The sequence below is a fragment of the Paenibacillus sp. CF095 genome, assembly GCF_900101225.1.
Lineage (GTDB): Bacteria > Bacillota > Bacilli > Paenibacillales > Paenibacillaceae > Paenibacillus.
Map to the genome: position 1 here is coordinate 3,702,948 of NZ_FMZN01000001.1, position 24,458 is coordinate 3,727,405.

The window sequence follows — 24,458 nt, forward strand, 5'->3', positions numbered from 1 at the left end:
GTGCTTCAACATTCAGGCTCCTTGTGTACCTGTTCCATTGAAACTCCGCGTTCCTGTCCATTCCGTTGTGTAATCTCTAGAGCATGTTGAAGCAGCAATGTCTGTTCATATGCCAACTTGGCCCAATGCTGAACTTCCACCTCATTCTGACAGCGCCCTTGGATGATCTCATCCAGAGAAGATTCAATACCGTAGAGAGTAAGTTTTATCGGCAAGTCAACCTGTGTAGAAGTAGTTTGAGCGTTCTCCTTGTCTTCTTCCACATGTTGCTGAAGTCCGGGTTGCTCATGCTTAATAGAAGCTCCCTGTATCTCTCTTTTCTCCTGTTTCGGTTCTGATCTGCTCCGCCCTTCCTCATGCAGGAGAATAGCAATCCTATTCAGATTGGCAGCAATTTGTCGTAGTTCACCACCACTTAGAACATCAATTCTTCCAGGATTGTGGCCCAATGCAAGTTCGGCTGTTCCACGCGCAAGTTGACTGAGATCTTCCGCAATCTTCTGGGATCGAATCCAGAAAAAGATCGCAAACACGGCTCCACCAATGAAGATGAAGAACGGCTTTGTTCCAATATGGTTGATTCCCCAGTTCATCATACGCGTTATCCATGCTGTATCAGGAAGGACGTGGTGATGCGCAAATCGCAGCACGTGATAAACGACAAAAAGGAGCGCTGCGCTCAGTAACGCGCTTGCTCCTCCAATGTATATGTATCTTAGTCTTACAGTACTGAATCGGGTCTTCATATTCGTATCCTCCTCTATACAACAATAAGTAATAGAGGTAGCATACCGAATATTTCTTAATGAGGAAGTAGTTAACTTCTTACCAAATTCTTAATTATTACTACTCTTCGTAATTACTTGGCGGAGCAGCAGTTACAGGAAATCGGGTAACAAAATCCGTTCTGCCCTTTTCACTGTAGGCAACGATACTTCCTCGATGTAATTCAATCATCGATTTGGCAATCGCCAGGCCTAGACCCGTACCTCCCGTTTCACGGGAACGCGATTTATCCACACGATAGAATCGATCAAACAGATGTGGCAGATCTTGCGCCGGAATCGGTTCACCATAATTACTGATGCGGACTACAGCCTCATCACCTTCAAGGGCCAGCCCAATCTCCATTAGTTTACCTTGCGAACCATACCGAATGGCATTGCTGAACAGATTCTCATACGCTCTTACAAGCTCTCCTGGAGCAGCTTGTATCCATAGTGGCTCTTGCCCGCCGATGATCTTGTAGGTCATGCCAGCATCCTCCAGCATGGGAGTAAACTCTTCAGCCAGCTGCATCAGAAACGAATTCAGGTTCAATGCTTGCAAAGACAACGGAAGACTCCCGCCACTCACACGCGTATATTCGAACAAGTCATCAATCAGCTTACGAAGAGTCAGGGATTTCTCATAGGCGATGCTAACATAATAGCGCATCTCAATCTCATCCTGGTAGCGATCCTTCTCAATGTACTCCAGAAATCCCAGAATAGAAGTGAGTGGTGTTCTCAGATCATGTGATATCCCCGTAATCAGATCGTTTTTGGCAGCAACTGCATTACGCTCTTCCTGAAGCGATAACTGCAATTGTTCAGCCATCTGATTAATGCTTGCAGCAACCACTCCGAATTCATCCGAGGTCTTCACTTCGATGCGATGGGATAACTCTCCTTTGGCAACTTCCTGAATTCCCGCCGTAATTTCATCCAGAACCCGCATCACCTTACGAGAGAACAGGAAAAAAAACAGCACAAAACCAAGCACGCCCACCACAATCATCAAAGGCACCGAACCGATATTATTCACCAACCACCTGATCCCTTGGGCCGGAATGGAATAATCCGGATACGCCTGAGCTTCCAGGATGGTCTGCCCCACCTGGCTGCCCCCGTACAAAATAACTGCAGTTAATATGCCGCTCAGCAGAAATGCATAGATAAATTTCCAACGGACTGTATTAATCAACTTTGAATTCATAGTAGGAACTCCCTGAATGTGTTCATGTCACATGACATCCTGTGGATGTACATGTTTATTGCGGTTTGATCATCTTGTAACCAACACCCCATACGGTCTGAATGAACTTGGGATGTTTGCTATCGAGTTCAATCTTCTCACGAATCTTGCGAATATGTACCATGACGGTATTATTCGACTCCATGAATTCTTCCTTCCAGACCTGACGATAGATCTGTTCCATACTGAGTACTGAACCTTGGTGGCGAGCCAGTAATTCAAGAACAGCAAATTCACGCGGAGTCAGACGAACCGGCTGCTCATCAACCCAAACTTCATGTGTATCTGTATTAATGACTAGATCATCAATAACCCACTCGTGCTCTTTGTTCTCCCGACCTTCATTGAAGGTATGATACCTGCGCAGCTGGGATTTGGCCCGTGCGACAAGTTCAAGCGGGTTAAATGGTTTGGTCACATAATCATCAGCACCGATGCTTAGCCCTGTGATTTTATCCATATCCATACTTTTGGCGGACAGCATGATAATCGGCATTTTCTGCTCTTCCCGAATTTTCATACAAGCTTCGATTCCGTCCATATTTGGCATCATAACATCTAGAATAATGAGATCGATCGACTCTTTTTTCAATTGTTCCAGTGCTTCAAGCCCATCATTCGCGGTGAGAATCCGATAACCCTCGTTGCCAAAATAAATTTCCATCAGTTTAATAATCTCCTGCTCATCATCCACAAGCAGAATGGTTGCTGGCTGTGCCACGGCATTATTCCTTTCCCTTCCCCAATTCCTTACCTGTTCAAAGTATACCACCGAGGGACGAAACTGCGAAAATCATCGTGATCTTCACGGACACGTTCGATCTTGGTCATCATCTCATGTGTCTCTTCCGGCTTCACCTGCTGAATCCACACCACAGAAGACACGAGTGCCATAGCCGTATACAGTGAATACAATCTCCAGAATAACTCATTCGGTTCATTGCCATCGAAATAGCCCTGAATCTGACCAATGGAATATGGAATACTGATCTCCGAAGCAAACAAACCCAGCTTCAAAAATTCATGAATGGGATCCCCTTGATCATAACGATTAAAATCAATCACTCCTGCGAGCTTATCCTGCTTAACGACAAGATTGCTCGGGTGGAAGTCATCATGCTGAAATCCATCTGGACGATTTTTCATCCAACCGAGATGGTCTGCAATGAACGTTAGAATAGGCTGATCCTCTTTCATCACGATCGGGCACTGTTTATAGCGCTCCACGTAACGTTGATGCTTCGTGCTCTTGCGTATGTACCATGATTCGGTCTGTTCCTCCATCGGCAACTGGTGAATCAGCTGTAGCTGCGCTCCTGCTTCAAAGCCAACCGCCCACTGTTGCTGTTCACTCAGTTGAGGCAGTCTCTCGGAAGCATCTTCGCCTTCAATGTAGCTAAGAATCATATATTCGTTCTTCTCATCCAATCTACCTGTGCCCAACGTTGAAGGACACAGTACACCTAATTGTTGCATGCTCTTCAAACATTGATATTCCCTTTGCTTCATCCATTCCTCAGCAACATCATATACCCTCACCAACACATGGCCTTGGTCAGGGACAAACATTTTGAATTTAGCATCCGCTGAATAACCCTTCATAACGGGTTCAATCCGTGTAGCCTTATCAAGTTCAGGAATCTGTTTTAACCTGTCAATCAACGTATTGTCCATCGATGCATTCCATGTATTATGTCGTTCCATACCAGAATCCTCCGTTATTTCACGTATAACGTGTAGTATCGTCGGTCTACTACCACTTTATCCCATGATGTTTACTATAACATGCTTATATGTATTCTATCTGTTTCTATTTAAAAAGTACTGATTCGGGTTCTTTGCCCGTCAGGGTCAGCATCGTATACAATTGTCCTCTGTGATGATATACATGCCCCATAATCTCAAGTAACCACTCCAGCCGACTATAGGAAGCTCCCCAGTACGAATCCGTCACATGTAATAACTCTTCCGTGTTAAACTGCCTGTACCGTTGGTATAGATACATCTGGTTATCAATTAAAGCCTGCTTGATCTCATCGAGCGAATGCACCTGGTTCTCTGCATAGAATTGAGCCATCTCTTCTTCCGTTGCACCTTCGGAAATATAAACATCCGCTCGGCAGATCACAGACAGATGGGCTAGTAATTCTCCAACAGGCCGTTTACCTTCAATTGGAGTCAAAGCCAAATCTTCTTCCGACAACTGATCACATATATCAATCAACGATGTTACAGCCACGTCAATATGTTTGAACGCAGATTGAATCAACAGATACACTTCCTTTTTATCCCATTATACAGAACATATGATCGATTATCAACCAAGATATCCCTCCTTAATATATAAACAAGTTATATACCAAATCTAACAATTTACGAACAAAAAAGTCCTTCCTCCTTCTTATAGACGGGATTCAGGACATTTTGTTGCCTATATGAGTTCAAATCTTTGCTCAACTTGAGTATAACGAACAATACGTATGCTCGAATCGTCCAGCCTCCAAGTCAGACTTGCGAATGAAAAATTGTAATTCCCCGCAATCCCACCATTGGAAACCAATAGCATCATGTGTATCTATCTTTAACAGCAGCAGCGTATCGGATAGTTCCTGCCATGTCCGATCCTCATCACCGCCGTAATGCTTGGTCAGCTTCTTCTCACACTCCTGCTCATTATAATCATACTCTTCTCCCAGTGCGATCTGTAATAAGGCACGATGCTCGGCATCTGGATGCTGCCCGTCAGGATATCCAAACATACCACCCCAATTCAGCATACTCGGATGATTCCAGCTCGACTCGAATTCAAGGTATCGGTCATACAGACTCACTTCCGCTTCGGCCTCATCGCTCTCAAGCTGAGACGGCGAGAGCTCATTCAGCGCGTTGACGTCAATATATGCATATGTAGGAAACTCAAGATTAGGCAGCACAGTCACCGAATGTGCAACAAACGGGGCTCCATCCAGCGCGGTATCTCCCTCAGGCTCTCGCCTTATCAGGTTATGAGAACTCGGCTCAAAAATCACACGATGTTCAATGGGACAAGCAGATTCATCCGTGCCAACGAAAAAGTATAACATGCCACGTTCAGGCAATGTCCCGCGCCCATCATTCGGCGTATACGGCGACAAATCCACCAGGTTCAGTTGGGCCAGGAAAGTCATTGGAATTCCTTCTTGTGTTACGGGCCATTCCATGCGACTCGGCAAATCCGGATGTCCACCCACACGTGAGTTTCCTGTTCTGCGATATTCGTCCAGTGTGGATACATCGAGGCGAATTCCCCAGCGGCTTGAAGACAACAGCAGATCTGCAGCAACTCCCAAACCATACTCCTCAAGTGTTTTACGGGCTTTTCTGGTCAGACGTTCACATTGTTCTGGCTTAATCATATAGATCCTCCCCTTTTGACAATACACCTATGCTGAGACATATTCAGGTTCACACCTGTATATTCTTCCGCCCGGACGTCTTTCCCTGCTTCTATATAAATTGAACTTAAGAATATTTTACACTTACAACTCCGATGACAGAACAACCTTCCGATCGCTGTTATCCCCAGAATTTTTTAGATTCACCTTTGGAAAGGTAAAAATCCGGGGATAAAGGCGAAGTGTATGCTTCCGAAGTAGCTTTCTTGCAGAAAGCTTTTAGCTTCGCTTCTTCAGGTTCTTTCTGTCCTCTACGTTCTCGTGTAAATATGTGTAGTTCAATTTATATAGAAAAAAGAGACTGACATCCCCTGTCAGTCTACTTCTTTATCCTATATTCCATTTAACGATTTGGATCAGAGGACTTTTCCTGGTAAGCACGCATATGCTCCTCACCGTCCAGGAATTCATGGGCCTGATGGGCTGCCATCACACCATGATAGCTGATATCCAGACCCAGATCTTCCTCTTCTTCTGTCGAACGTACAGGCACAATTTTGCCAATCAACTTTAACCCGATCCAGGTCATGGCGAATCCCCAGATGACCAAGGCTGTAAGGCCAAGTGCTTGAACACCCAGCAACCTCCAGCCGCCACCCATGAATAATCCACCATCCGTGGCAAACAGACCTACAGCAATCGTGCCCCACATCCCTGATGCGGCATGCACCGGGAAAGCACCAACTGGATCATCAATCTGCCGACGGTCCAGCCAGTTAGTGGCAGCCATCATCAATAAACCGGATACTGCCCCAATGAATATCGCTGCTACATCGCCAACAAAAGCACAGCCTGCCGTAATACCGACCAGTCCTGCAAGCGAACCGTTAATGACCGATGGTGCATCTGAACGATTGAAGCGGAATAACGTATACAGTAACGTAACCGCACCACCCGAAGCCGCAGATAACATCGTGACAATCGCAATGTGACCAATTCTTACATCCGTCGCGCTGAGTGTACTCCCAGCATTGAAGCCAAACCAGCCGAACCATAACAGAAATGCACCTACAGAGGCCAGTGGCAGATTGCTCGGAAGTGCGATGGCACTTACGCCAAGCGGCGTGTATTTTCCTTTACGCGGACCAATGATAATCGCAGCAGCGAGTGCAGAGAATCCGCCGAGTGCATGGATGACAGCCGAACCGGCAAAGTCCTGCATCCCCAGCTGACTAAGCCAGCCGCCGCCCCATGCCCAGTGTCCACCAATTGGATAGATGATCGCCGTCATCAATATGATATACAACAGGTAGGCACGGAAGTTGATCCGCTCTGCTACCGCTCCTGAAACGATGGAAATAACGGCAATGGTAAAGGCAGCCTGGAACAACCAGAATGTCTCCAGAGATACCGGTACGTCCAGATGAGACAAATCCCCATTCAGGAAAAATCCCGTTACTCCCGCAAAACCGCCAACGTCCGAACCATACATCAGTCCAAAACCGATGGCATAGAACAGTAACGTTCCAATTGTAATGTCAGCAAATACCTTCATAATAATGTTCACACTATTTTTATAACGCACAAAGCCAGCCTCGAGCAGGGCGAATCCACCCTCCATCAATAAAATCATCGCTGCACTCAGTACGACCCAGACCGTATCAATCCCGGTGCTTAACGTCTCCAAAGTCATGCTTGTACATCCTCCGTTTCACTAAGCTGTCTGAGCTCACGGATTGTATCGGGCGCAAGCTCAATCTCGTCCCGCTCAATGCTGTCCGGATGCTTAATTCGTTCTGCGATCTGATCCAATTCACGTATGCGTCTGCGAATCTGTTCCATCTTGCGAAAACGTTCCTTCACCTGCACCATATACTCCACCGCCTGATGATGGGATGCTGGACGTCCCGCAAACCATTTGCGTACGGGCGACAACGATTGATAAGCGATCTCTTCCGCTCGACGCTTTTGTTCGAACTGTTCGATCTTCTGCTTGAGCGTTTGGATCTCATTTTCTTTTTTGACCTTCAGCCGTTCGATAAGGTACAATAAATCGGACGATGATATTTGCAATGCTGTATGGTGATACACCTCGTCGATTACTAACATATCATGTCAGGACTCCTTACATATCAAGTTACTTGTACCGATTATAGTTTGCCGGGGTCTGCCCGTCAATCTTTTTTTGGACTTGAGATGGATTGAAACGAACCGTTCATTAGAGAACGGCTTTTTTTATTGGGCACAAATTACATCTAACAAGGCTAATCTTGCCTATGATTCGCATTCATTCTTTCCATTCTTTATGCTTATAGGATAAGCATCCACATTTGGGGTAATGAACATACACAGACTGCCCGCATCACAGAACCCATATATAAGGAGAGGATTATACGATGTTTACTCGTAATGACGATATACGCAACCAAATCTGGGAAGCCGTCTCGGGACTCGAAGAAGAACAATTGAACCAAAAACCTTCACCCGCGCAATGGAGTATTATGCAAGTACTACGTCATCTGAACCTGATGGAAAATGTAATTGGAAAACAAGCCCGCCTGGCTCTCGAAAAGGAACAGACGGTGTCTGTGGACAAAAAACCATATGAATTATCGTTGGACCGCAGCCGCTCCGTCGAGGCACCACCCCATCTTCAGCCTCCAGCAGCGCCTGAAGCACTTGCAGATGTACGCGGTGATCTGGACGAATCTCACCAAGCGTTAAACAACTTTGCATTGGATCATGATCCTGACCTGCTGCGCAGCAAGTCCTTTCCTCATCCCGTATTTGGTGAGATGGATCTTACCCAATGGATTGACTTTACAAGTTATCATGAGGAACGTCATCTGGGACAGATTCAAGAGATTAAACATCAGCTTGGCGTGTAAGCACAACCTACACTTTCACATAGCGACGAATATAGTTGAACGACAAAAAACCTCCAATCCTATCATTTAGGTTGGAGGTTTTCAATGTTCTTATCTCACGAACAAGAACGACACTTATATTTTTTTGCCCAAAATCGCCAGATCTCTATTCACACCATCCAACACGGCCACTTCGGGATAATAACCCCACTGTTCAAAACCATGCTTGCGCAATAACCCCAGACTCGGTTCGTTATGTCCGAAAACAAATCCGAGAATGGTCGTAATCCCAAGTGCAGGACATGCTGCAAATACCGTTTCGAGCAAACATCCACCAGCCCCAATTCCACGGCATTGCTGATCCACGTATACACTGACTTCCACCGTTCCATTATACGCAGGACGTCCATAGAATGAACTGAGACTCGCCCAAGCGACCACCTGTCCTGCCTGCTTCATCACCCAAAGCGGACGATGTTCCGGTGTATGTTCCTCAAACCAAGGCAAACGTTGCCCCACCGTCACCGGCTCCAAATCCGCTGTTGCCATACGGCCCTCAATGGTAGAATTATAAATTTCTACAATCCTCGGCAAGTCCTCCAGGCGCGCATATTCAATCTGCACATCTTCCAGTTTCATCGCTATTCCTCCATCATTCCAGATCGTTCTATTATCATAGAGGATATTATAATGGAAAATAGAAGCCTTCGTCATCCCTAACATTCTGACAGAGAATTACTCCATCATTACTCCGCCAGTCCCTGTATTGTGTTCCCACGAGTTAACTGCTGACTCTGGTCTGCCCAACGAATGTTAATTGAGCGAGATGTGAACAGATCCGGGCCATCCGATACCTGGAAATGCAGATGAGCTTCACTGGAGTTACCCGAATTACCAAGCTCACCGATAGGGTCTCCCTGCTTGAGCTTATCTCCTTTTTTGACCGAAACACTGCCTTCCTTGATGTGTCCCGTGATGCTGTATTCACTGTTGCCATGGTCGATCACCACATAGTTACCCGCCGGCTCTTCTGGATTCATCACACCCGGTACATTGTCCGGTATATCGTTCTTGATATCGACAACGGTTCCATCGGCAGCTGCATAGAGTGGTTCACCAAAAGCATAATAGTTTTCGTTTGCCGTTGCATCACCTTGATAACTGGATTGTTCTTTGGTCCGTACGATATCCAGTGCATAACGCTGCGTTTCGTGCTCATAATGATAGTTTGACAAGGCATCATTGCCTCCCCAGAATACGTACCATTCCCCCTTCATCGGCAATTGAAATTCCGTTTTGGTGAATTTGGCATCCGTGTCCTCATAAGCTTGCAGCGGTTGGATCAAGAGGCCTTCAATTTGATTTTCTTCGGAAAAATAGGCTCGAATCCCTTTGGTCCCAGTCTGATCCTTCCAGGCAACCTCGGTTAATTGATTCATTTTGGCGTCTACCACTTGCTCCCACGATTCAACACCCTCCAGAAAAGGATCAGCGGTCGTTTTGAACTGTTCAAGCGTTAACGTCCCCTTAAACTCGGGAGAGAACTGATTATAGATTGCATCCTTTGAACCGTTCATCAACGTATCTATGAAATTGTCCGGTGTAACCATCGCGCTCACCTCTGAACTTGAGTTCTGCTCCTGATTCGAGTTCCCGCTCGTTTCATTATTGGATGCCTGTTCGGCTGACTGCTGCTCTGCCTGGTCGGAAGTAATGGAATTGCTGTTGCCGCAAGCAGACAATATCACGCAAGCTCCAAGGGTAATCGCAAGCACCTTCCAGCCCTTTCTATGCTGTAATTTTGAATGTGTATGATGTTCTGATTTCAGATGACCTTCTCTGTTCATTCTCAACATCCCTTCTGTTAATCGTTATACTTTCCAGTTAAGTGTACAGAATGAGTCTTATCCTTCGTCTAACCCCATCTTACATGTAGTTAAACTTGCAACACCTTTTGAGGCTGTATAATTAAGATTCCGTTAAGATAGCTCATACGCTATACAGCCTTCTTGGATGGTATGATTAGCAATACACACACCGGAAGGATCAGGAGGTCATTTTTAAACTATGGATAACGTCTCATTACTGCTTGTGGATGATGAACAGGCCATTCTGCATATGCTCAAAACCGTTCTGCTCAAAGAGCAGTTTCTCGATATTGATACCGTTACAACAGGCGAAGCTGCCATTGAGGCATGCAACAACAAGACCTATCATTGCATCGTGCTCGACATCATGCTTCCTGGCAAAAGCGGACTGGAAATCTGTCCTTTTCTACGGCAGGTTACCGATGCGCCTATCCTGTTTCTGACGGCCAAAACAACCGATTATGACAAATTAACCGGATTCGCCGTTGGTGGCGACGATTATGTGGTCAAACCCTTTAATCCTCTGGAAGTCGTTGCTCGAATTAAATCATTGCTTAAGCGTTATTTACCTTCTAAAACCGCAGCGATCTCGGAACCCATCCCATCCAACGTAAATACGTCATCTCCCAGCATGCCGGAAGGCGTGTACGACTTTGGACGATTCCAGGTGCTGGAATGGGCTGGTGAGCTTCGGGTTGAAGGAGAATCCGTATCCTGTCCGGCACTTGTGTTTCAACTACTGCTCTTTTTCTGCAAGCATCCCAATCGAATCTTCACCAAATCAGATCTATATGAACGGGTCTGGGGCTCTGAATCCATTAGTGATGACAATACCGTGATGGTTCATATTCACCGCATTCGGGAGCGCATTGAAGCCGATCCTTCCAATCCGGTGTTTCTCGTCAACGTCCGGGGTCTGGGTTACAAACTGATTCAGCCGGAACATGTGTCACGCCCATGAGTATTCGTCGCAGGTTAATGACCCGGTTTATCGGGATGCTTGCCGGTGCAGTCGTTCTGATCATCCTGCTTGGGTCTGTAGCCACCTACTGGGTTGTGCAAAAGGTAAATGAAGTGAATCTGGTGGATGATTTTGCTGTTAATGGTCTGGACCAATTGATTAATACAGCAGAGATTCTGCCAGATAATACGATCCAATATGACCCCGAATTGCTGAAGCAAGTGGATAAAAATCAAGGCTGGCTCCAGGTTCTGGATGAACAAGGTTACGCCATTGATGAATATCACACACCTGCCGATGTTCCTACTCACTATAAACCGGGGGAATTGATTGCATACTGGGAAAGCCAGAAGCCGTTCCCTTATCAGATTGTCATGCTGATCCGGGAGAAAAACGGGAAGGAATTCACCTTGTTATATGGTGAGAGTAACCCGGCCAAGTCCTTAATGAATAAGATTCGTTCAGACCTTGCTTTCACCAACGGGAAGCTTGATCTTCAGCCCGACCAACAGGAGGCCCTCCGTGCCGCCAATGCTTATCTTCAAGTATTGGACGCGTCAGGAAGCGAACTCTCCTCCTATAACAAACCGGCCATGGGCGTACCTAGCGAATACACCATTCAGGAACTCGTTCTGCAAGTTCGCTATCCGAGTCGATCAGGTATGTCTGTTGCCACGTGGTACGACGAACAGAATGAAACTACCTGGCTGATTAGCATACCTGGTGATCCATTGGCGACCGGAAACCAAAACCCCTACAGTTTTATTCTGGAACCGGCATTGGTTGTATTGATTGTGTCCATCATCATTTTGCTCATTTTGCTTGCCTTCTGGTATGCCAACCGATTTGGCTCACCCATGCTGCATATGCTCCAATGGTTACAGCGTCTGGAACGAGGACATTACGAGGAACCTACCGGAGCCTTTGGAGTGCCTCGCAGTCAGCGTCGTAACGGAAAGTGGAAGCGAAAATACAACGTGTATGCTGAAGTGCTTCGCTCCATGCAGGCCTTGTCTCACACTTTGAAGCAAGATGAAGAACTTCGGAAACAGACCGATTCTCTGCGGGAGGAGTGGATTGCTGGCATAACACATGACCTGAAGACCCCCCTCTCCTCCATTCAGGGATATGCTCATATGCTTGAGGCAGATAAGTATAGCTGGACGGCGGAAGAAGTCAGGGAATTCGCAGGCATAATGCTTGATAAGTCCATGTATATGGACAGGCTTGTCAACGACCTTGCCATGACCTATCGATTACGCAGTGGAGGATATCAACCTGTGGTGGAAGAGACTGACGTAAATACGTTGCTCCGTGATCTGATCCAGCGCGCTGAACGGAATCCGGCATACGGGGAAGGTCGCATCCTATTCCAACCTTCTGAAGTGCCAGTGTATGGCCTTGTCCATATTCCGTCGTTTGAACGAATTGTGGATAATCTGACCGCCAATGCCCTTCTGCATAATCCGCCCGAGTCCATCCTGGTTGTCAGTGTGCATTCTGGTACGCAGGCAGATGAATTCAGCATTCAGTTTGCCGATAATGGAAGAGGTATGGACCCCGAGACGGTATGGAAGTTATTTGAACGATACTATCGCGGTACAGATACAGGTACATCGGATGTTGGATCAGGGCTGGGCATGGCGGTAACCAAAGGTTTGATCGAAGCCATGAATGGTCGTATTGAGGTACAGTCCACCCCTGGTGAAGGAACGATCATTTGCTTAATATGGGATGGGCCGTCCAAAACCAATTAAAATGTTCCGCTTGACCTTTCCATTTTCAGTCTATATAATCGACACTCAATAACACCTGTTCCAATATATTGATATTGAATGCAACACATTTCAGGATAACTTCAATGAGTTGATCTAACATATTTGGCGATGACCAGAGACATGATTTCGTTTGCGTGCTGCCCAGAGAGAGAGGGGATTGGTGAAACCTTCTTCAGCGAACGGACCGGAATTACCCCTCTGCAGCCGTGACCTCGAACCTCATCATTTCGAACCTCTCTAGGATGTTCGGCTTGTTGCCAGTAGAGTTCACCGCCTGATCCCCGATAACGGATTCCAATGAGGGTTATGATGTTTTCTGTTCCGGCGGCTGGCCGAGAGCAGGGTGCACCATAACCAAAATTAGGGTGGAACCACGAGCCAAGCGCACTCGTCCCTTTTCCGGGACGGGTGTTTTTTGCGCTTTCATTTTAAGAAATGGAGAGTGGTTCACATGAGCAAACAAGAAAAAAGTAACTCAGCAAGCAACAATTCAGGTAACGAAATAAACAGCCAAGCAAATGATCTACAACCATCCAGTCAATCCATTGAGGTCCGTCTGCAAGGTGGCATGGTACGTTCTTACGAAGCAGGCATCACTGTAGGTGCGGTTGCCTCATCTATCAGCACAAGCCTGGGAAAACAGGCCATTGGCGGTATTGTAGATGGTCAAAATGTCGATCTCGATTGGGTGCTCAAGCAAGATTGCGAACTCGTTATTGTTACTTTGGACAGCGCGGAAGGTCTGTATCGTTATCGTCACAGCGCAGCACATGTGCTGGCACAGGCGCTCAAACGCATCTACGGTGCAGAACAAGTGAAACTGGGTATCGGCCCAGTCATTGAAGATGGATTCTATTACGATGTTGATCTGGAGCATGCCTTGTCCATCAGTGATCTGGCTGCCATCGAGCGGGAAATGAACAGAATCATTCAGGAGAATCATAAGATCAGTCGCCGGGTCGTTAGCCGGGAAGAAGCCCTCCGTATCTTCGGAGAGATCCAGGACCCCTACAAGCTTGAACTCATTCAGGATTTGCCAGAGGACGCCGAACTTTCAATCTATGATCAAGGAGAGTTCTTCGATCTGTGTCGCGGTCCCCATCTTCCATCCACTGGTCGAATCAAAGCGTTCAAGCTGTTGAATGTAGCTGGCGCGTACTGGCGGGGGAACTCGGATAATAAGATGCTGCAACGCATCTACGGCACTGCTTTCCCGAACAAAGCACAGCTGGATGAACATCTGCACTTGCTCGAAGAAGCGAAGAAACGGGATCATCGTAAACTTGGCAAAGAGCTCGAACTGTTCATGTTCTCCGAAGAAGCTCCTGGCATGCCCTTCTATCTGCCTAAAGGCATGACTGTTCGCACTGAACTGGAGCAATTCTCGCGTGAGTTGCAATTACAGGAAGGTTATCAGGAAGTTCGGACTCCTCTCATGATGAACAACCGGCTGTGGGAGCAATCCGGCCATTGGAAGCATTACAAGGACAACATGTATTTCTCGGAAGTGGACGATGCCACTTTTGCACTGAAACCGATGAACTGTCCTGGGCATATGCTGATCTTCAAAAATACACTTCATTCCTATCGCGAATTACCGATTCGCATGATGGAATTTGGTCAGGTTCACCGTCATGAATTCTCAGGTGCCCTGAACGGCATGATGCGTGTGCGGACATTCTGCCAGGATGATGCCCATCTCTACGTCATGCCAGAGCAGATCGAGGACGAGATCAATCAGGCAATCTCACTGATTGGACGTATGTACGATATCTTTGGATTCGAATATAAGATTGAATTGTCCACTCGTCCAGAAGACTCCATGGGATCGGAAGAACTGTGGGATCAGGCGGAACGTGCATTGCAAAATGTACTAGATCGCCGGGGCGTGGAGTATCGCATTAACGAAGGAGACGGTGCCTTTTATGGACCGAAAATTGACTTTCATATCCTCGATGCGTTGAAGCGCAGCTGGCAGTGCGGAACAATCCAGCTTGATTTTCAAATGCCGGAGAAGTTCGACCTCACTTACATTGGCGAGGATAGCCTGAAACACCGTCCGGTCGTGATTCACCGTGCCATCTACGGTTCCATTGATCGTTTCATCGGCATCCTGACTGAGCACTATGCGGGAGCGTTCCCACTCTGGCTCGCACCTGTGCAAGTGAAGCTGCTGCCTGTATCAGATCATTACGCAGACTACGCACTCCAAGTACATAGCCAGCTCCGAGCTGCGGGCATTCGGGTAGAAACAGATCTACGTAGCGAAAAGCTCGGGTACAAAATCCGTGAAGCCCAGATGGAAAAAGTGCCTTATTCGCTCGTACTTGGAGAGAATGAGAAAAATGCCTCATCCGCCTCTGTCCGTGCATACGGTCAGGGAGATCAAGGCATCCAACGTATTGAAGCTGTTATTGAAATGATCCAACAAGCTGTGAAGGCAAAAGTCTGAACCACATCCGCATCACAACTTCTCGTCAGGCTTTAGCCCCACCTGTTCTTCGCTCCATATCCAGAAACGCTCAGCTGAAGCATCATCAACGGCATGTTTCTTCAGCTGCTGCTCTTTCTGTTGATAGAAGTAACGCCCGGTGATGCCGACAACTTCAGGGCTTGTGGCCAGATAAACAGCCGTTCGCGCTCCTTCTTCAGGGGACAAAAAGAATGGAAGCTTGCCCACAAACGCCATAATGCGTGTGCCAAATCCAGTATTGCGATCTACGCCAATGCTCGTTCCCACCGCACCAGGGTGTAGACAGTTCACCGTGACAGATGTACCTGACAGTTTGCGGGCCAGCGCACGAGTGAACAACACGTTAGCCAATTTGGATTGGGCGTAGCTTTTGATCGGATTATAACCTTTGTGCAGATGTGGATCTTCGAAGTGGATTTTGCCGGCCTTGTAAGCACCTGACGAAACGTTCACAACCCGTCCCTGCTTCGCAGCTTTCAGAGGTTCTATCAAAAGTAAGGTCAACAGGAAATGCCCCAGATGGTTAATACCGATACTTTGTTCGAACCCGTCTGAGGTTTCCTTCCGCTTGACCATCACCACCCCCGCATTATTAACCAGAACGTCAAGGCGATCATGACGCTCGCGGAATGTGCGGGCAAACTGGCGTATACTTTCGAGTGAACCCAGGTCACACAGCATCAATTCAATCGCAGAAGAGCCGGACTGACGCACAGCTTCCTGAAGAGCCTCCTGTCCGCGCTTCTCACTGCGGCACGCCATGATTACGTGATATCCTTGTCTTGCAAGTTCAATGGTGGTTGCCAACCCCATACCTGAGTTAGCTCCTGTTACAATTGCTGTCTGATTGGACATGAGGTACTTCCCTTCTGAACCTGAGGTTCCGAAATTAGAGGCGCAACGACGGACAATATGAGATAATGATAGGATCACATCTCGGTTTCCATGGGAGGACAAGTATGCTGACCAAAGAAGATTTTAAAAAAGTTAAAAAACAAGCCAAACTTGAAATCGCACTACTCGAACAGGAATATCAGGAAATCTTGCAGAACGTTGATTCTACGCTGTATGAAAAATACGGTATTTTGGACAAAGAAGAAACACGTGAGCTCACCCGAAAACGCAAAAACCGAAGATATGCTTCACTGGTCATCGAACTATGCGCCATTATTGAACAAATGTTACATCAACTGTACAAAGACGTATATCAGAAAAAGTTTAATTCGACCCAGCTGATGAAAACTCCTGCCTACCGTGCACGCTCCAATATGGAGATTATTCAGTCCGAACTCAGTAAAGAGTTCATTGCTCTGGAATCCGAAAAGGAACACTTCGCTGAAGCCCTTAGCCTGGTGTTTCAGACGAGGAACAAACTTGTTCATGATAATTTCTCGTTTGTCTCCATCGTTAAGGACGGCAGTAATGAAGAAGAAACGTTCGAAGCATTACTCCATACGGTAAAAAAATATAGAAAACATTTAAAATACAATCGACCTGAATAACAACAATCATCGCTAAAAAAGAAAAGGAGGTGTACCGGACTACGGTCCGGATCACCATGAGCCATCCAACAACTTCAATTACTGTGCTAAATCTTCAGATTCCTACACCTTCCGGGAACAGCCCCATATTCCCCGTCATGCTTCGTGATTTAGATGGCGTTACCTTGGTGGATACCGGCATGATTGGACAATTTGCAGAACTTCAATCCGCATTGGAACATGAGGGTGTACAGCTCTCGGACGTCAAACGGGTGATTATTACCCATCAGGACATTGATCATATCGGTAACCTGGGCGCTCTGCTGGATGCCATCCCCGATCTGGAAATCTGGGCACATGCCGATGAGATTCCATATCTAACAGGTGAGAAACCTTTGATCAAATTCACGCCTGAACGTCGTGCGCTGTTGCCCGCGCCCGTTTTGGCACTGGCAGATCAACTGCTCTTGCAGCTGCCTGAAGTGAACATCAGCAGAACTCTGTCGGACGGAGACTTATTACCCCTTCAAGGAGGTACACAGGTCATTCATACACCGGGACATACGCCAGGCCACATCTGCCTGTATTTCGGAGAGCAGCAATTCCTGCTCGCTGCCGATGAACTTCGTGTGGTCGATGATGAACTGGTTGGCCCTGCGCCACCCGCGACACCGGACATGCCGGAAGCGCTGCGAAGCCTGAAGAAACTGACCAACCTTAAGCTCAATAAGGCTCTCTGTTATCACGGTGGAGAGTACACGAATGATCCCGCTCAGCGCATTGCCACACTTGCGGAGAGCGCAGAGTAGTAAAGAACGCGGAGCTGTGAGTATTTTGGGAATGACACAAGCATCCTATTAACGCTGTTTCTCTTCGTGCGGCATTGTGCGGAGTAGCTCATTCAAGATTAGGGCGACACATATATTACAATCAAGGAGCTGTCCCATAAGTCATGAATTTGACGGGGACAGCTCCTTTGATTAATTAACCATGTGGCACTGGTGTTGACCGTATGGTAGCTCCTATTGCGCATGCTATGCATACAGTTTGCACGCAGTATCTTATATTGCACCACGGCATGTGCACAGTATCTTTCCCCTGCTCGTTTGGCAAAACAATTCACCGGAAAATCCGTAGCGTAAGTGTCTACTTTCTTCAAAGAGTTCCACCTATAATGAATTGGGCACAGTCTAAACACTATAGTTGTTTTGTAACGAATCTCAGACACCCTATACGCAGTATTTTGAGTATCAAGTTTTTCTAACGAACTCCAGACACCTTAGTTACTCATTTCATTGGTTTTTCGGCAGGTTTCTAGTGAATTTTGGCGATATAGTGCGGCTGAGGTTCTTTGAAATTCTACGATCGTCACCAAACCTCTATTTAAGGTGCGTCAGGTTCGTTTTTGAAAATTTTATTTAGAGCGATTCAGATTCAGGACACTTCAGGGCTTTCGCTCAAGTTAAGCGGCAACCGTTCGTTTTAAACTCACTCCATTCGCTACCTTACGGTGAGACCAATCGGTGCGACTCTGTCCTGCAACACTGATTTTCTCTCCCCTGACCCCGACTCAACTTTCCGGAGTAAGTACAATCAGCTTGTCATCTCCATCTCGTGGCGATCCTCGTCCATCCCGATTGTTCGTAAGCACATACAACTTTCCGTCCTCGCCAGCACTCACATTGCGAATTCGACCCCATTCATCTTCGAAGATGGGCTCCACCTTTTCCACCTGTGTGCCATCTTCCGAAAGAGTAACCTTCAGCAACTGCTCTCCACGCAGATTTGCAGCAATCAGCGATCCGGCCCATGGTCCTTCTTCAACAAAAGCTACACCGGACGGCGCCCATGTATCATTCCCACTATGTGCGAGCGGAGCCTGATATGTGCCATTGTCATCGTTGTCTCCCTCCACCTCAGGCCAGCCATAATTCTCACCAGCTACAATCCGGTTGATCTCATCATGATTACTCTGACCATGCTCAGTGGAGTAGAGATAACCGTTGTCCGGGTTCCATGCCAGTCCCTGTGCGTTGCGGTGTCCCATACTGTATACAGGTGAATTCGGCCATGGGTTGTCTACCGGGATCGATCCGTCGAGACCTATCCGCAATATTTTACCTCCAAGACTATCTTCGTTCTGTGACAGTTCCGGTTCATAACGTTCACCTGTCGTGATATAGAGCAACTTGTCCGGGCCAATCTTGATCCGCCCACCATTATGATTTGTCCCGCCTGGAATGTTACCAAGTAGTTCTTTGTCTATGACCGCTTTGCCATCATTCACCTTGAGGCGTAACACCCGATTGGCAATGTTGTCGCCTTCGACATAGGAGTGGTATGCATACAAGTAACCGTTCTCCTCAAAGTCCGGATCAGCTGCAAGACCCAACAGACCTCCTTCACCTTCTTCATTAAACGGAGCTGAGAATTCAATCAGTGGTTCAGAGGCCAGTTTTCCATCCTCAATGACCCGAATTGCACCAGGGCGCTCCGTTACAAACATCCGACCATCAGGCACACTCACAATCTCCCATGGTGCATTCAGTCCTTCAACCAGAACGGAAGCCTGATACGGAATAACCGTCTCTCCCTGCGCTCCACTCTCATTTCCACTTGCACTGGTATTGCCTCCGTTGGCTGTCTGTCCCTGACCGGTTCCCTGTCCCTGAGACGACTGCTCTGTTCCTCCCGTAAAGGGTTCGCCTGAAGAACATGACGCTGTTAACAGTGCCACACTTAATAATGAAGCATACAGCGGAACGTTTACTCGATTATTCATGATTACATCTCCCTTCGTATATTGTTCTTTTGTATAAATAACTAAGCCAAGATTCAACGTATTGTTAACGTATTGCTATCTATAGTTGTGGTGTTATTATTCATGTGTAAAGCGGTTTCGCCCTGTATTACCCTTCATAACAGCCGCTTAAACCGAGAATTCAAGGGATTCCGAGGATATGAAATCACCCCAGTTTGGAATTCCATCATAATCTTTTATAATAGAAGGATAGTATGAATGGAAAGGTGGACAACTACACTTATGAATCAAAACCCTTTATCTCGTCTTGAAGCCGATCTGTCCGGGCAAGGATTGGACGCCATGCTGATCACAGATCCAAAACATATCTACTATTTAACTGGATTTGCAAGCAATCCGCATGAACGTTTCCTCGGTCTGGTTCTTGCACGTGGCGAAGAACCCTTATTGATTGTACCCGCACTGGACGCTGAAGCTGCCGCAGCCGCTTCCTCGGTATCCAACATTGCCACTCACACGGATACAGATAATCCATACGCTTTGTTTGATCGTTATCAGGGGCGCTTGGGCCGGATTGGTCTCGAAAAAGAATATGTGACTGTCTCACGTTATGAGCAACTGACCGCCGCTCTCGGTGCTGCCAGCTTTGAAGATGTCGGCCCTTTGCTTCGCACATTACGTGTGAAAAAAACACCTGATGAGGTAGCCCGCATTCGCCATGCTATTTATCTGATCGAAGAAACACTGCGTCAAGGCCTCTCTCATGTTCGCACAGGCGTAACCGAGATTGAACTTGTCGCCGAGGTGGAGTATCAGATGAAAAAGCTGGGTGCTGATGGCCCTTCCTTTGATACCATGGTGCTCACGGGACCCAAAACAGGTCTGCCACACGGTACACCGGGTGAACGGAAACTGCAACATGGTGACCTGTTGATGTTTGACATGGGTGTGTATGCTGGAGGATATTCCTCGGATATCACACGTACATTCGCCTTTGGTGACATCTCACCTGAACTCAAAACCATCTATAACACTGTGCTCGCAGCGAACGAAGCTGCTATCCAAATCGTGAAACCAGGCATCACCTGCGCCGAAGTGGATCGTGCAGCACGCCAAGTCACGGAAGAAGCGGGATACGGCGAACGTTTTATGCATAGAGTAGGCCATGGATTGGGTATTGACGTGCATGAGTATCCTTCTCTCCATGGAGAGAATATGGACATCCTGAATGAAGGTACCGTATTCACGATTGAACCAGGCATCTATACCGCAGCAGGCGGCGTCCGCATCGAGGATGATGTAATTGTGACCGAGACTGGTGTGGAAGTTCTGACGACATATCCAAAAGAACTGCAAATCCTTACCGACTAATTCAATTGGATCTATGTCAAAAACAGCCCATATACATCCAATGCTCAGCCGATATTATGTATCATGAACTAAACTGCACGCAACTGTGCTGAACTGTATCTTCAATAATATAAAATACACACGCGAACGCAAAAATCCCGCGAATCCATGAATATCATGGGTTGCGGGATTTTAATTAATACAAAGCATATCCTAAATTACTCCGTCTGCATTCTACGTAATCTTATTCCTGCTCACTCATTTACCATTAGTCAAACTCATGCGTGATATCCTGCCAAGACTCTAGCTGTGGCAACTGTTGCTTCCCCCAGTAATCCAGAAACCATTGAATAATCCCAGTTGTATCTGTTGTGCTGCAGCTGTAATGCCGGAAACCGTCCTCGCCTTCCTGCAAACGAATCTCCGCCACCATTTGCCCTGGTTCCTCAAGCGCAGCAGCCTGCATATACATACTTCCCTCCACCAGCTCCGAAGGTTTAAGTACTACGTATTCATGCAATTCCAGATTGGAGATCAACTCCACCAATAATGAGGCATTAATGTTATCATTCTCGTAGGTTGTGCCATTGCTTTCCAGTGTATAACGCAGTGTAGAGTACATGTGCGATTCCCCTTTGGTTGAAATCATCGTTGGCTAATGATACACGCTCATAACGACAGGTCGTTTATATTATAACTTTTTCATAAAAATGTAAAAAGGATTTTTCTTGTTTCGGGTCTTTTCTATGAAAAAACCCTTGCAGAGTCCGAATTACAATGGACTGCGCAGAGGGTAATTTTAAGTGATACTCTTTGAATATTCTCTAAGCTTCATCCTTAAACTTAAAGCTGCGTGCAGCATACAGAAACGGCGTTCCGACTGCAGTTAATACAAATTTGATAATATACGTAGTCAGGAAGATTTCCAGCCAAACATCCCAAGGATAGATGAACGCAAATGCGATCGTGCAGAACACCAGTGTATCCACGAATGAACTGATGATCGAACTACCGTTGGTGCGTATCCACAACTGATTGCGCCCTGGGGCCACCTTGCGCAGCCAGGAGTATAATCGAACATCCAGGAACTGACTGATGAAGTACGCCGTCAGACTTCCGAGTGCCAGACGTGGCAGCAGACCGAACAGCTTCGCCATGGATTCCTGTGCAAAGTCCGTTGGTGCCGGGTCAAAGAACAACACCATCTGCATCAGAACCGTCGTCATGATGAGCGTGAAAAATCCGAACCATACGGCTTTGCGTGCCTCACCTGGTCCATATTTCTCATTGAGCAGATCACTGGTCAGATACATGCTGACATACATCGTGTTACCTAACGTCAGTACGATACCCATGATATCTATCGTTTTGGTCACCTGAATGTTGGCTATAACCGTAGCGACACCAATCCAGGCATAGAGACCTTTTTTACCGAACAAGCGGTAACACAGCAGGAAAAATCCATAAGTTATGAGAACAAAAACTGCTCCCCACCCTAAGTTAAACATAAATACATACACTGCCTTCCTAGTTTTGATTACGCGGGATGGTTACGAACCGCGGTTTGGCTCAGGGCCAAAACATGAATACTCTATCACATTTCTCGTCCCATGAACAGAACTAAATAACTCCAAGTCTGCCTGAGTGAATATGATCCCTGCTATATTTCTCCTCTGTCACTCTCGACCATACGACTGTTTTTGTACTTCCTTGCCTTACACCGTGTATCGAAAAAGAAGACGTCTTCACACACCGTGCACAGCATAGTTTGATTTCCGCAAAAAAAAAAAAAAACGCCCTCCAGATTCCTCCGAAGGACGGCTTTTCTCACTTGATTTGTAGACGGCTCTAGCTATCTTAATGTGAGCTTCTATCTAATCCATTCTGTATTAAGCCTGAGCCGCAGAATCCAGCTCACGGCTCTGATCGTTAAACGTGTCCCGATCGTTTTCCTTCAAAATTCTGCTCGTCACGAGTCCTGATGTCATTGACCCGTTCACGTTAAGCGCTGTACGACCCATGTCGATCAGCGGCTCCACGGAAATGAGCAGTCCAACCAGAGCCACAGGCAGATTCATGGTGGACAATACGATCAGGGAAGCGAAGGTTGCCCCGCCGCCAACGCCAGCCACACCAAACGAACTGATCATGACTACGAGGATCAAAGTCACAATGAAGTCCCAGCTCAGCGGGTCGATGCCGACCGTCGGAGCAATCATCACCGCCAGCATGGCCGGATAGATCCCGGCGCAGCCGTTTTGCCCAATCGTAGCCCCAAAGCTTGCAGACAGGTTCGCAATGCCGTCCGATACACCGAGTTTCTTCGTCTGTGTCTCCACATTCAGCGGGATCGCCGCTGCACTTGAACGGGACGTAAAGGCAAATACCAGTGTTGGCAACACCTTCTTCAAATACGTAACCGGGTTGAAGCCGGACAGAGAGATAATGATCAGATGAATAATAAACATGATCGCCAGCGCGATATAAGACGCAATCACGAATTTGATGAGCTTTAATATCTCTTCCGCATTGGTTGTCGCCGTTACCTTTGTAATCAGTGCTAAAATCCCGTAAGGCGTAAGCCTCAGCACCAGTGTAACAATTCGCATAACCACCGCATATACCGCATTAACCATACCGCGGAACGTCTCCGCCTGCTGTGGTTTTTTGCGATCCAGTCCAAGTACGGCTACACCGATAAACGCGGAGAAGATAACCACCGCCAGTGTGGATGTACGACGTTCTCCTGTCATATCTGCAAATGGATTCGAAGGAATGAATTCCAGCACTTGCTGCGGGATGGTCTGATCCTTCACATCAACAAGCCGTTCCTCCACCTTCTGAATCTGCGCATTCTCCCGGTCTCCTCCTTGAATCTCAATGGAAGTCAGGTTGAAGCCCAGACTGGTCACAATGCTGACCCCGGCAGCAATGGCTGTGGTGATCAACAGAATGGCAATAATGGAAACACTCATCTTGCCGAGATTTTGCTTGCCCTTCAGATTCATAATGGCCGAGATGATCGACACCATGATCAATGGGATCACGACCATTTGCAACAAACGAACATATCCTGAACCGACCAGATTGAACCAATCGACTGATTTCGTAACTACATCAGAACCTGATGTGTACACCAATTGGAGAATAACCCCGTAAACAACCCCCAGTCCCAGACCCGCAAATACGCGTTTCGTAAAGGAGATATGCTTTTTCTGCATCCAGTAGAGGATGCCAAGTAAGGCAAGCATAACCACTACATTCAATATGACTAGAAAAGTATCCATTTCTTTAAATCCTCCTCAGGCATGTGTGTAACCGGAACATATCCGGTTTTCTCTTCTATCTTTTGTACTTCCAACAAAGACATTTTACAATATACCATATAACAAACTATTCTGGTAGGTATTAATTGATATTATGTAATATGCATGTAACAGATTCATGTATTTCTGAAAAAAATACACCAAATCGTGAAAATTGTTCTATTCAACCTCCGGTTAATTTTGTAATATAGGTATATCCGCTT

General features: G+C 46.8%; 22 protein-coding genes. 7 read left to right on the forward strand and 15 right to left on the reverse strand.

The window, feature by feature from the left end; translation table 11 throughout:
* Positions 1–5: 5 nt before the first annotated feature.
* The 8 genes from BLS69_RS16385 to BLS69_RS16420 form a co-directional block, all read right to left on the reverse strand.
* On the reverse strand, positions 6–746 hold the full coding sequence (locus BLS69_RS16385; RefSeq protein ID WP_091033458.1) for a HAMP domain-containing protein: 741 nt from the start codon (positions 744–746) through the stop codon (positions 6–8).
* A 100-nt stretch (positions 747–846) separates the two neighbouring features.
* Entirely contained in the window at positions 847–1,977 is a 1,131-nt protein-coding gene (locus BLS69_RS16390; protein ID WP_091033461.1) for a sensor histidine kinase, read from the reverse strand.
* A gap of 55 nt (positions 1,978–2,032) precedes the next feature.
* Positions 2,033–2,737 (reverse strand): response regulator transcription factor, encoded by a 705-nt coding sequence (locus BLS69_RS16395; protein WP_026081203.1) that lies wholly within the window; start codon positions 2,735–2,737, stop codon positions 2,033–2,035.
* A 29-nt stretch (positions 2,738–2,766) separates the two neighbouring features.
* Positions 2,767–3,720, reverse strand: a complete 954-nt coding sequence (locus tag BLS69_RS16400) for an aminoglycoside phosphotransferase family protein (protein WP_091033464.1) — start codon at positions 3,718–3,720, stop codon at positions 2,767–2,769.
* Between the two features lie 106 nt (positions 3,721–3,826).
* Positions 3,827–4,285, reverse strand: a complete 459-nt coding sequence (locus tag BLS69_RS16405) for a DinB family protein (RefSeq protein WP_091033466.1) — start codon at positions 4,283–4,285, stop codon at positions 3,827–3,829.
* 184 nt (positions 4,286–4,469) lie between these two features.
* Positions 4,470–5,411, reverse strand: a complete 942-nt coding sequence (locus tag BLS69_RS16410) for a DUF1963 domain-containing protein (RefSeq protein WP_091033469.1) — start codon at positions 5,409–5,411, stop codon at positions 4,470–4,472.
* A gap of 382 nt (positions 5,412–5,793) precedes the next feature.
* Positions 5,794–7,083, reverse strand: a complete 1,290-nt coding sequence (locus BLS69_RS16415; protein ID WP_036610695.1) for an ammonium transporter — start codon at positions 7,081–7,083, stop codon at positions 5,794–5,796.
* Positions 7,080–7,499 (reverse strand): hypothetical protein, encoded by a 420-nt coding sequence (locus tag BLS69_RS16420; protein ID WP_091033471.1) that lies wholly within the window; start codon positions 7,497–7,499, stop codon positions 7,080–7,082. Before BLS69_RS16420 ends, BLS69_RS16415 begins: the two co-directional genes overlap by 4 nt.
* A 287-nt stretch (positions 7,500–7,786) precedes the next feature.
* Here BLS69_RS16420 and BLS69_RS16425 point away from each other — a divergent pair, with 287 nt between their 5' ends.
* Positions 7,787–8,278, forward strand: a complete 492-nt coding sequence (locus tag BLS69_RS16425; RefSeq protein WP_091033474.1) for a DinB family protein — start codon at positions 7,787–7,789, stop codon at positions 8,276–8,278.
* Between the two features lie 114 nt (positions 8,279–8,392).
* Here BLS69_RS16425 and BLS69_RS16430 read toward each other — a convergent pair whose 3' ends face one another.
* Complete coding sequence (locus tag BLS69_RS16430; protein WP_091033476.1) at positions 8,393–8,896, reverse strand: GNAT family N-acetyltransferase; 504 nt, start codon at positions 8,894–8,896, stop codon at positions 8,393–8,395.
* Between the two features lie 107 nt (positions 8,897–9,003).
* Entirely contained in the window at positions 9,004–10,104 is a 1,101-nt protein-coding gene (locus BLS69_RS16435) for a peptidoglycan DD-metalloendopeptidase family protein (protein WP_176872739.1), read from the reverse strand.
* Positions 10,105–10,324: 220 nt separating this feature from the next.
* Here BLS69_RS16435 and BLS69_RS16440 point away from each other — a divergent pair, with 220 nt between their 5' ends.
* From BLS69_RS16440 to thrS, 3 genes are all read left to right on the forward strand, one after another.
* On the forward strand, positions 10,325–11,086 hold the full coding sequence (locus tag BLS69_RS16440) for a response regulator transcription factor (protein WP_091033483.1): 762 nt from the start codon (positions 10,325–10,327) through the stop codon (positions 11,084–11,086).
* A complete protein-coding gene (locus BLS69_RS16445; protein ID WP_091033486.1) occupies positions 11,083–12,843 on the forward strand; it encodes a sensor histidine kinase in 1,761 nt (586 codons plus the stop codon). Before BLS69_RS16440 ends, BLS69_RS16445 begins: the two co-directional genes overlap by 4 nt.
* Before the next feature lie 472 nt (positions 12,844–13,315).
* Positions 13,316–15,316 (forward strand): threonine--tRNA ligase, encoded by a 2,001-nt coding sequence (thrS, locus tag BLS69_RS16450; RefSeq protein ID WP_091033489.1) that lies wholly within the window; start codon positions 13,316–13,318, stop codon positions 15,314–15,316.
* A 12-nt stretch (positions 15,317–15,328) separates the two neighbouring features.
* Here the strand turns inward: thrS and BLS69_RS16455 are convergent, their stop codons facing one another.
* A complete protein-coding gene (locus BLS69_RS16455) occupies positions 15,329–16,192 on the reverse strand; it encodes an SDR family oxidoreductase (protein WP_091033492.1) in 864 nt (287 codons plus the stop codon).
* A gap of 104 nt (positions 16,193–16,296) precedes the next feature.
* Between BLS69_RS16455 and BLS69_RS16460 the strand changes: the two genes are divergently transcribed.
* Both BLS69_RS16460 and BLS69_RS16465 read left to right on the forward strand, forming a co-directional pair.
* Positions 16,297–16,839 (forward strand): hypothetical protein, encoded by a 543-nt coding sequence (locus tag BLS69_RS16460; protein ID WP_091033496.1) that lies wholly within the window; start codon positions 16,297–16,299, stop codon positions 16,837–16,839.
* A gap of 29 nt (positions 16,840–16,868) precedes the next feature.
* Positions 16,869–17,627 (forward strand): MBL fold metallo-hydrolase, encoded by a 759-nt coding sequence (locus tag BLS69_RS16465; RefSeq protein WP_371129051.1) that lies wholly within the window; start codon positions 16,869–16,871, stop codon positions 17,625–17,627.
* A gap of 761 nt (positions 17,628–18,388) precedes the next feature.
* On the opposite strand, the gene BLS69_RS16470 is transcribed toward BLS69_RS16465, so the two are convergent.
* Positions 18,389–19,600 (reverse strand): PQQ-dependent sugar dehydrogenase, encoded by a 1,212-nt coding sequence (locus BLS69_RS16470; RefSeq protein ID WP_091033501.1) that lies wholly within the window; start codon positions 19,598–19,600, stop codon positions 18,389–18,391.
* A gap of 261 nt (positions 19,601–19,861) precedes the next feature.
* Between BLS69_RS16470 and BLS69_RS16475 the strand changes: the two genes are divergently transcribed.
* Positions 19,862–20,950, forward strand: coding sequence for a M24 family metallopeptidase (locus BLS69_RS16475; protein ID WP_091033504.1), 1,089 nt, complete (start codon positions 19,862–19,864; stop codon positions 20,948–20,950).
* A gap of 247 nt (positions 20,951–21,197) precedes the next feature.
* Here BLS69_RS16475 and BLS69_RS16480 read toward each other — a convergent pair whose 3' ends face one another.
* The 3 genes from BLS69_RS16480 to BLS69_RS16490 all read right to left on the reverse strand — a co-directional run bounded on the left by BLS69_RS16480 (position 21,198) and on the right by BLS69_RS16490 (position 24,216).
* The gene (locus BLS69_RS16480; RefSeq protein ID WP_091033506.1) at positions 21,198–21,551 is read right to left on the reverse strand and encodes a hypothetical protein; all 354 of its coding nucleotides are present in this window, start codon (positions 21,549–21,551) and stop codon (positions 21,198–21,200) included.
* Positions 21,552–21,753: 202 nt separating this feature from the next.
* A complete protein-coding gene (locus BLS69_RS16485; protein ID WP_091033509.1) occupies positions 21,754–22,437 on the reverse strand; it encodes a queuosine precursor transporter in 684 nt (227 codons plus the stop codon).
* Positions 22,438–22,818: 381 nt separating this feature from the next.
* A complete protein-coding gene (locus tag BLS69_RS16490) occupies positions 22,819–24,216 on the reverse strand; it encodes an L-cystine transporter (protein ID WP_091033512.1) in 1,398 nt (465 codons plus the stop codon).
* Between the last annotated feature and the right edge of the window lie 242 nt (positions 24,217–24,458).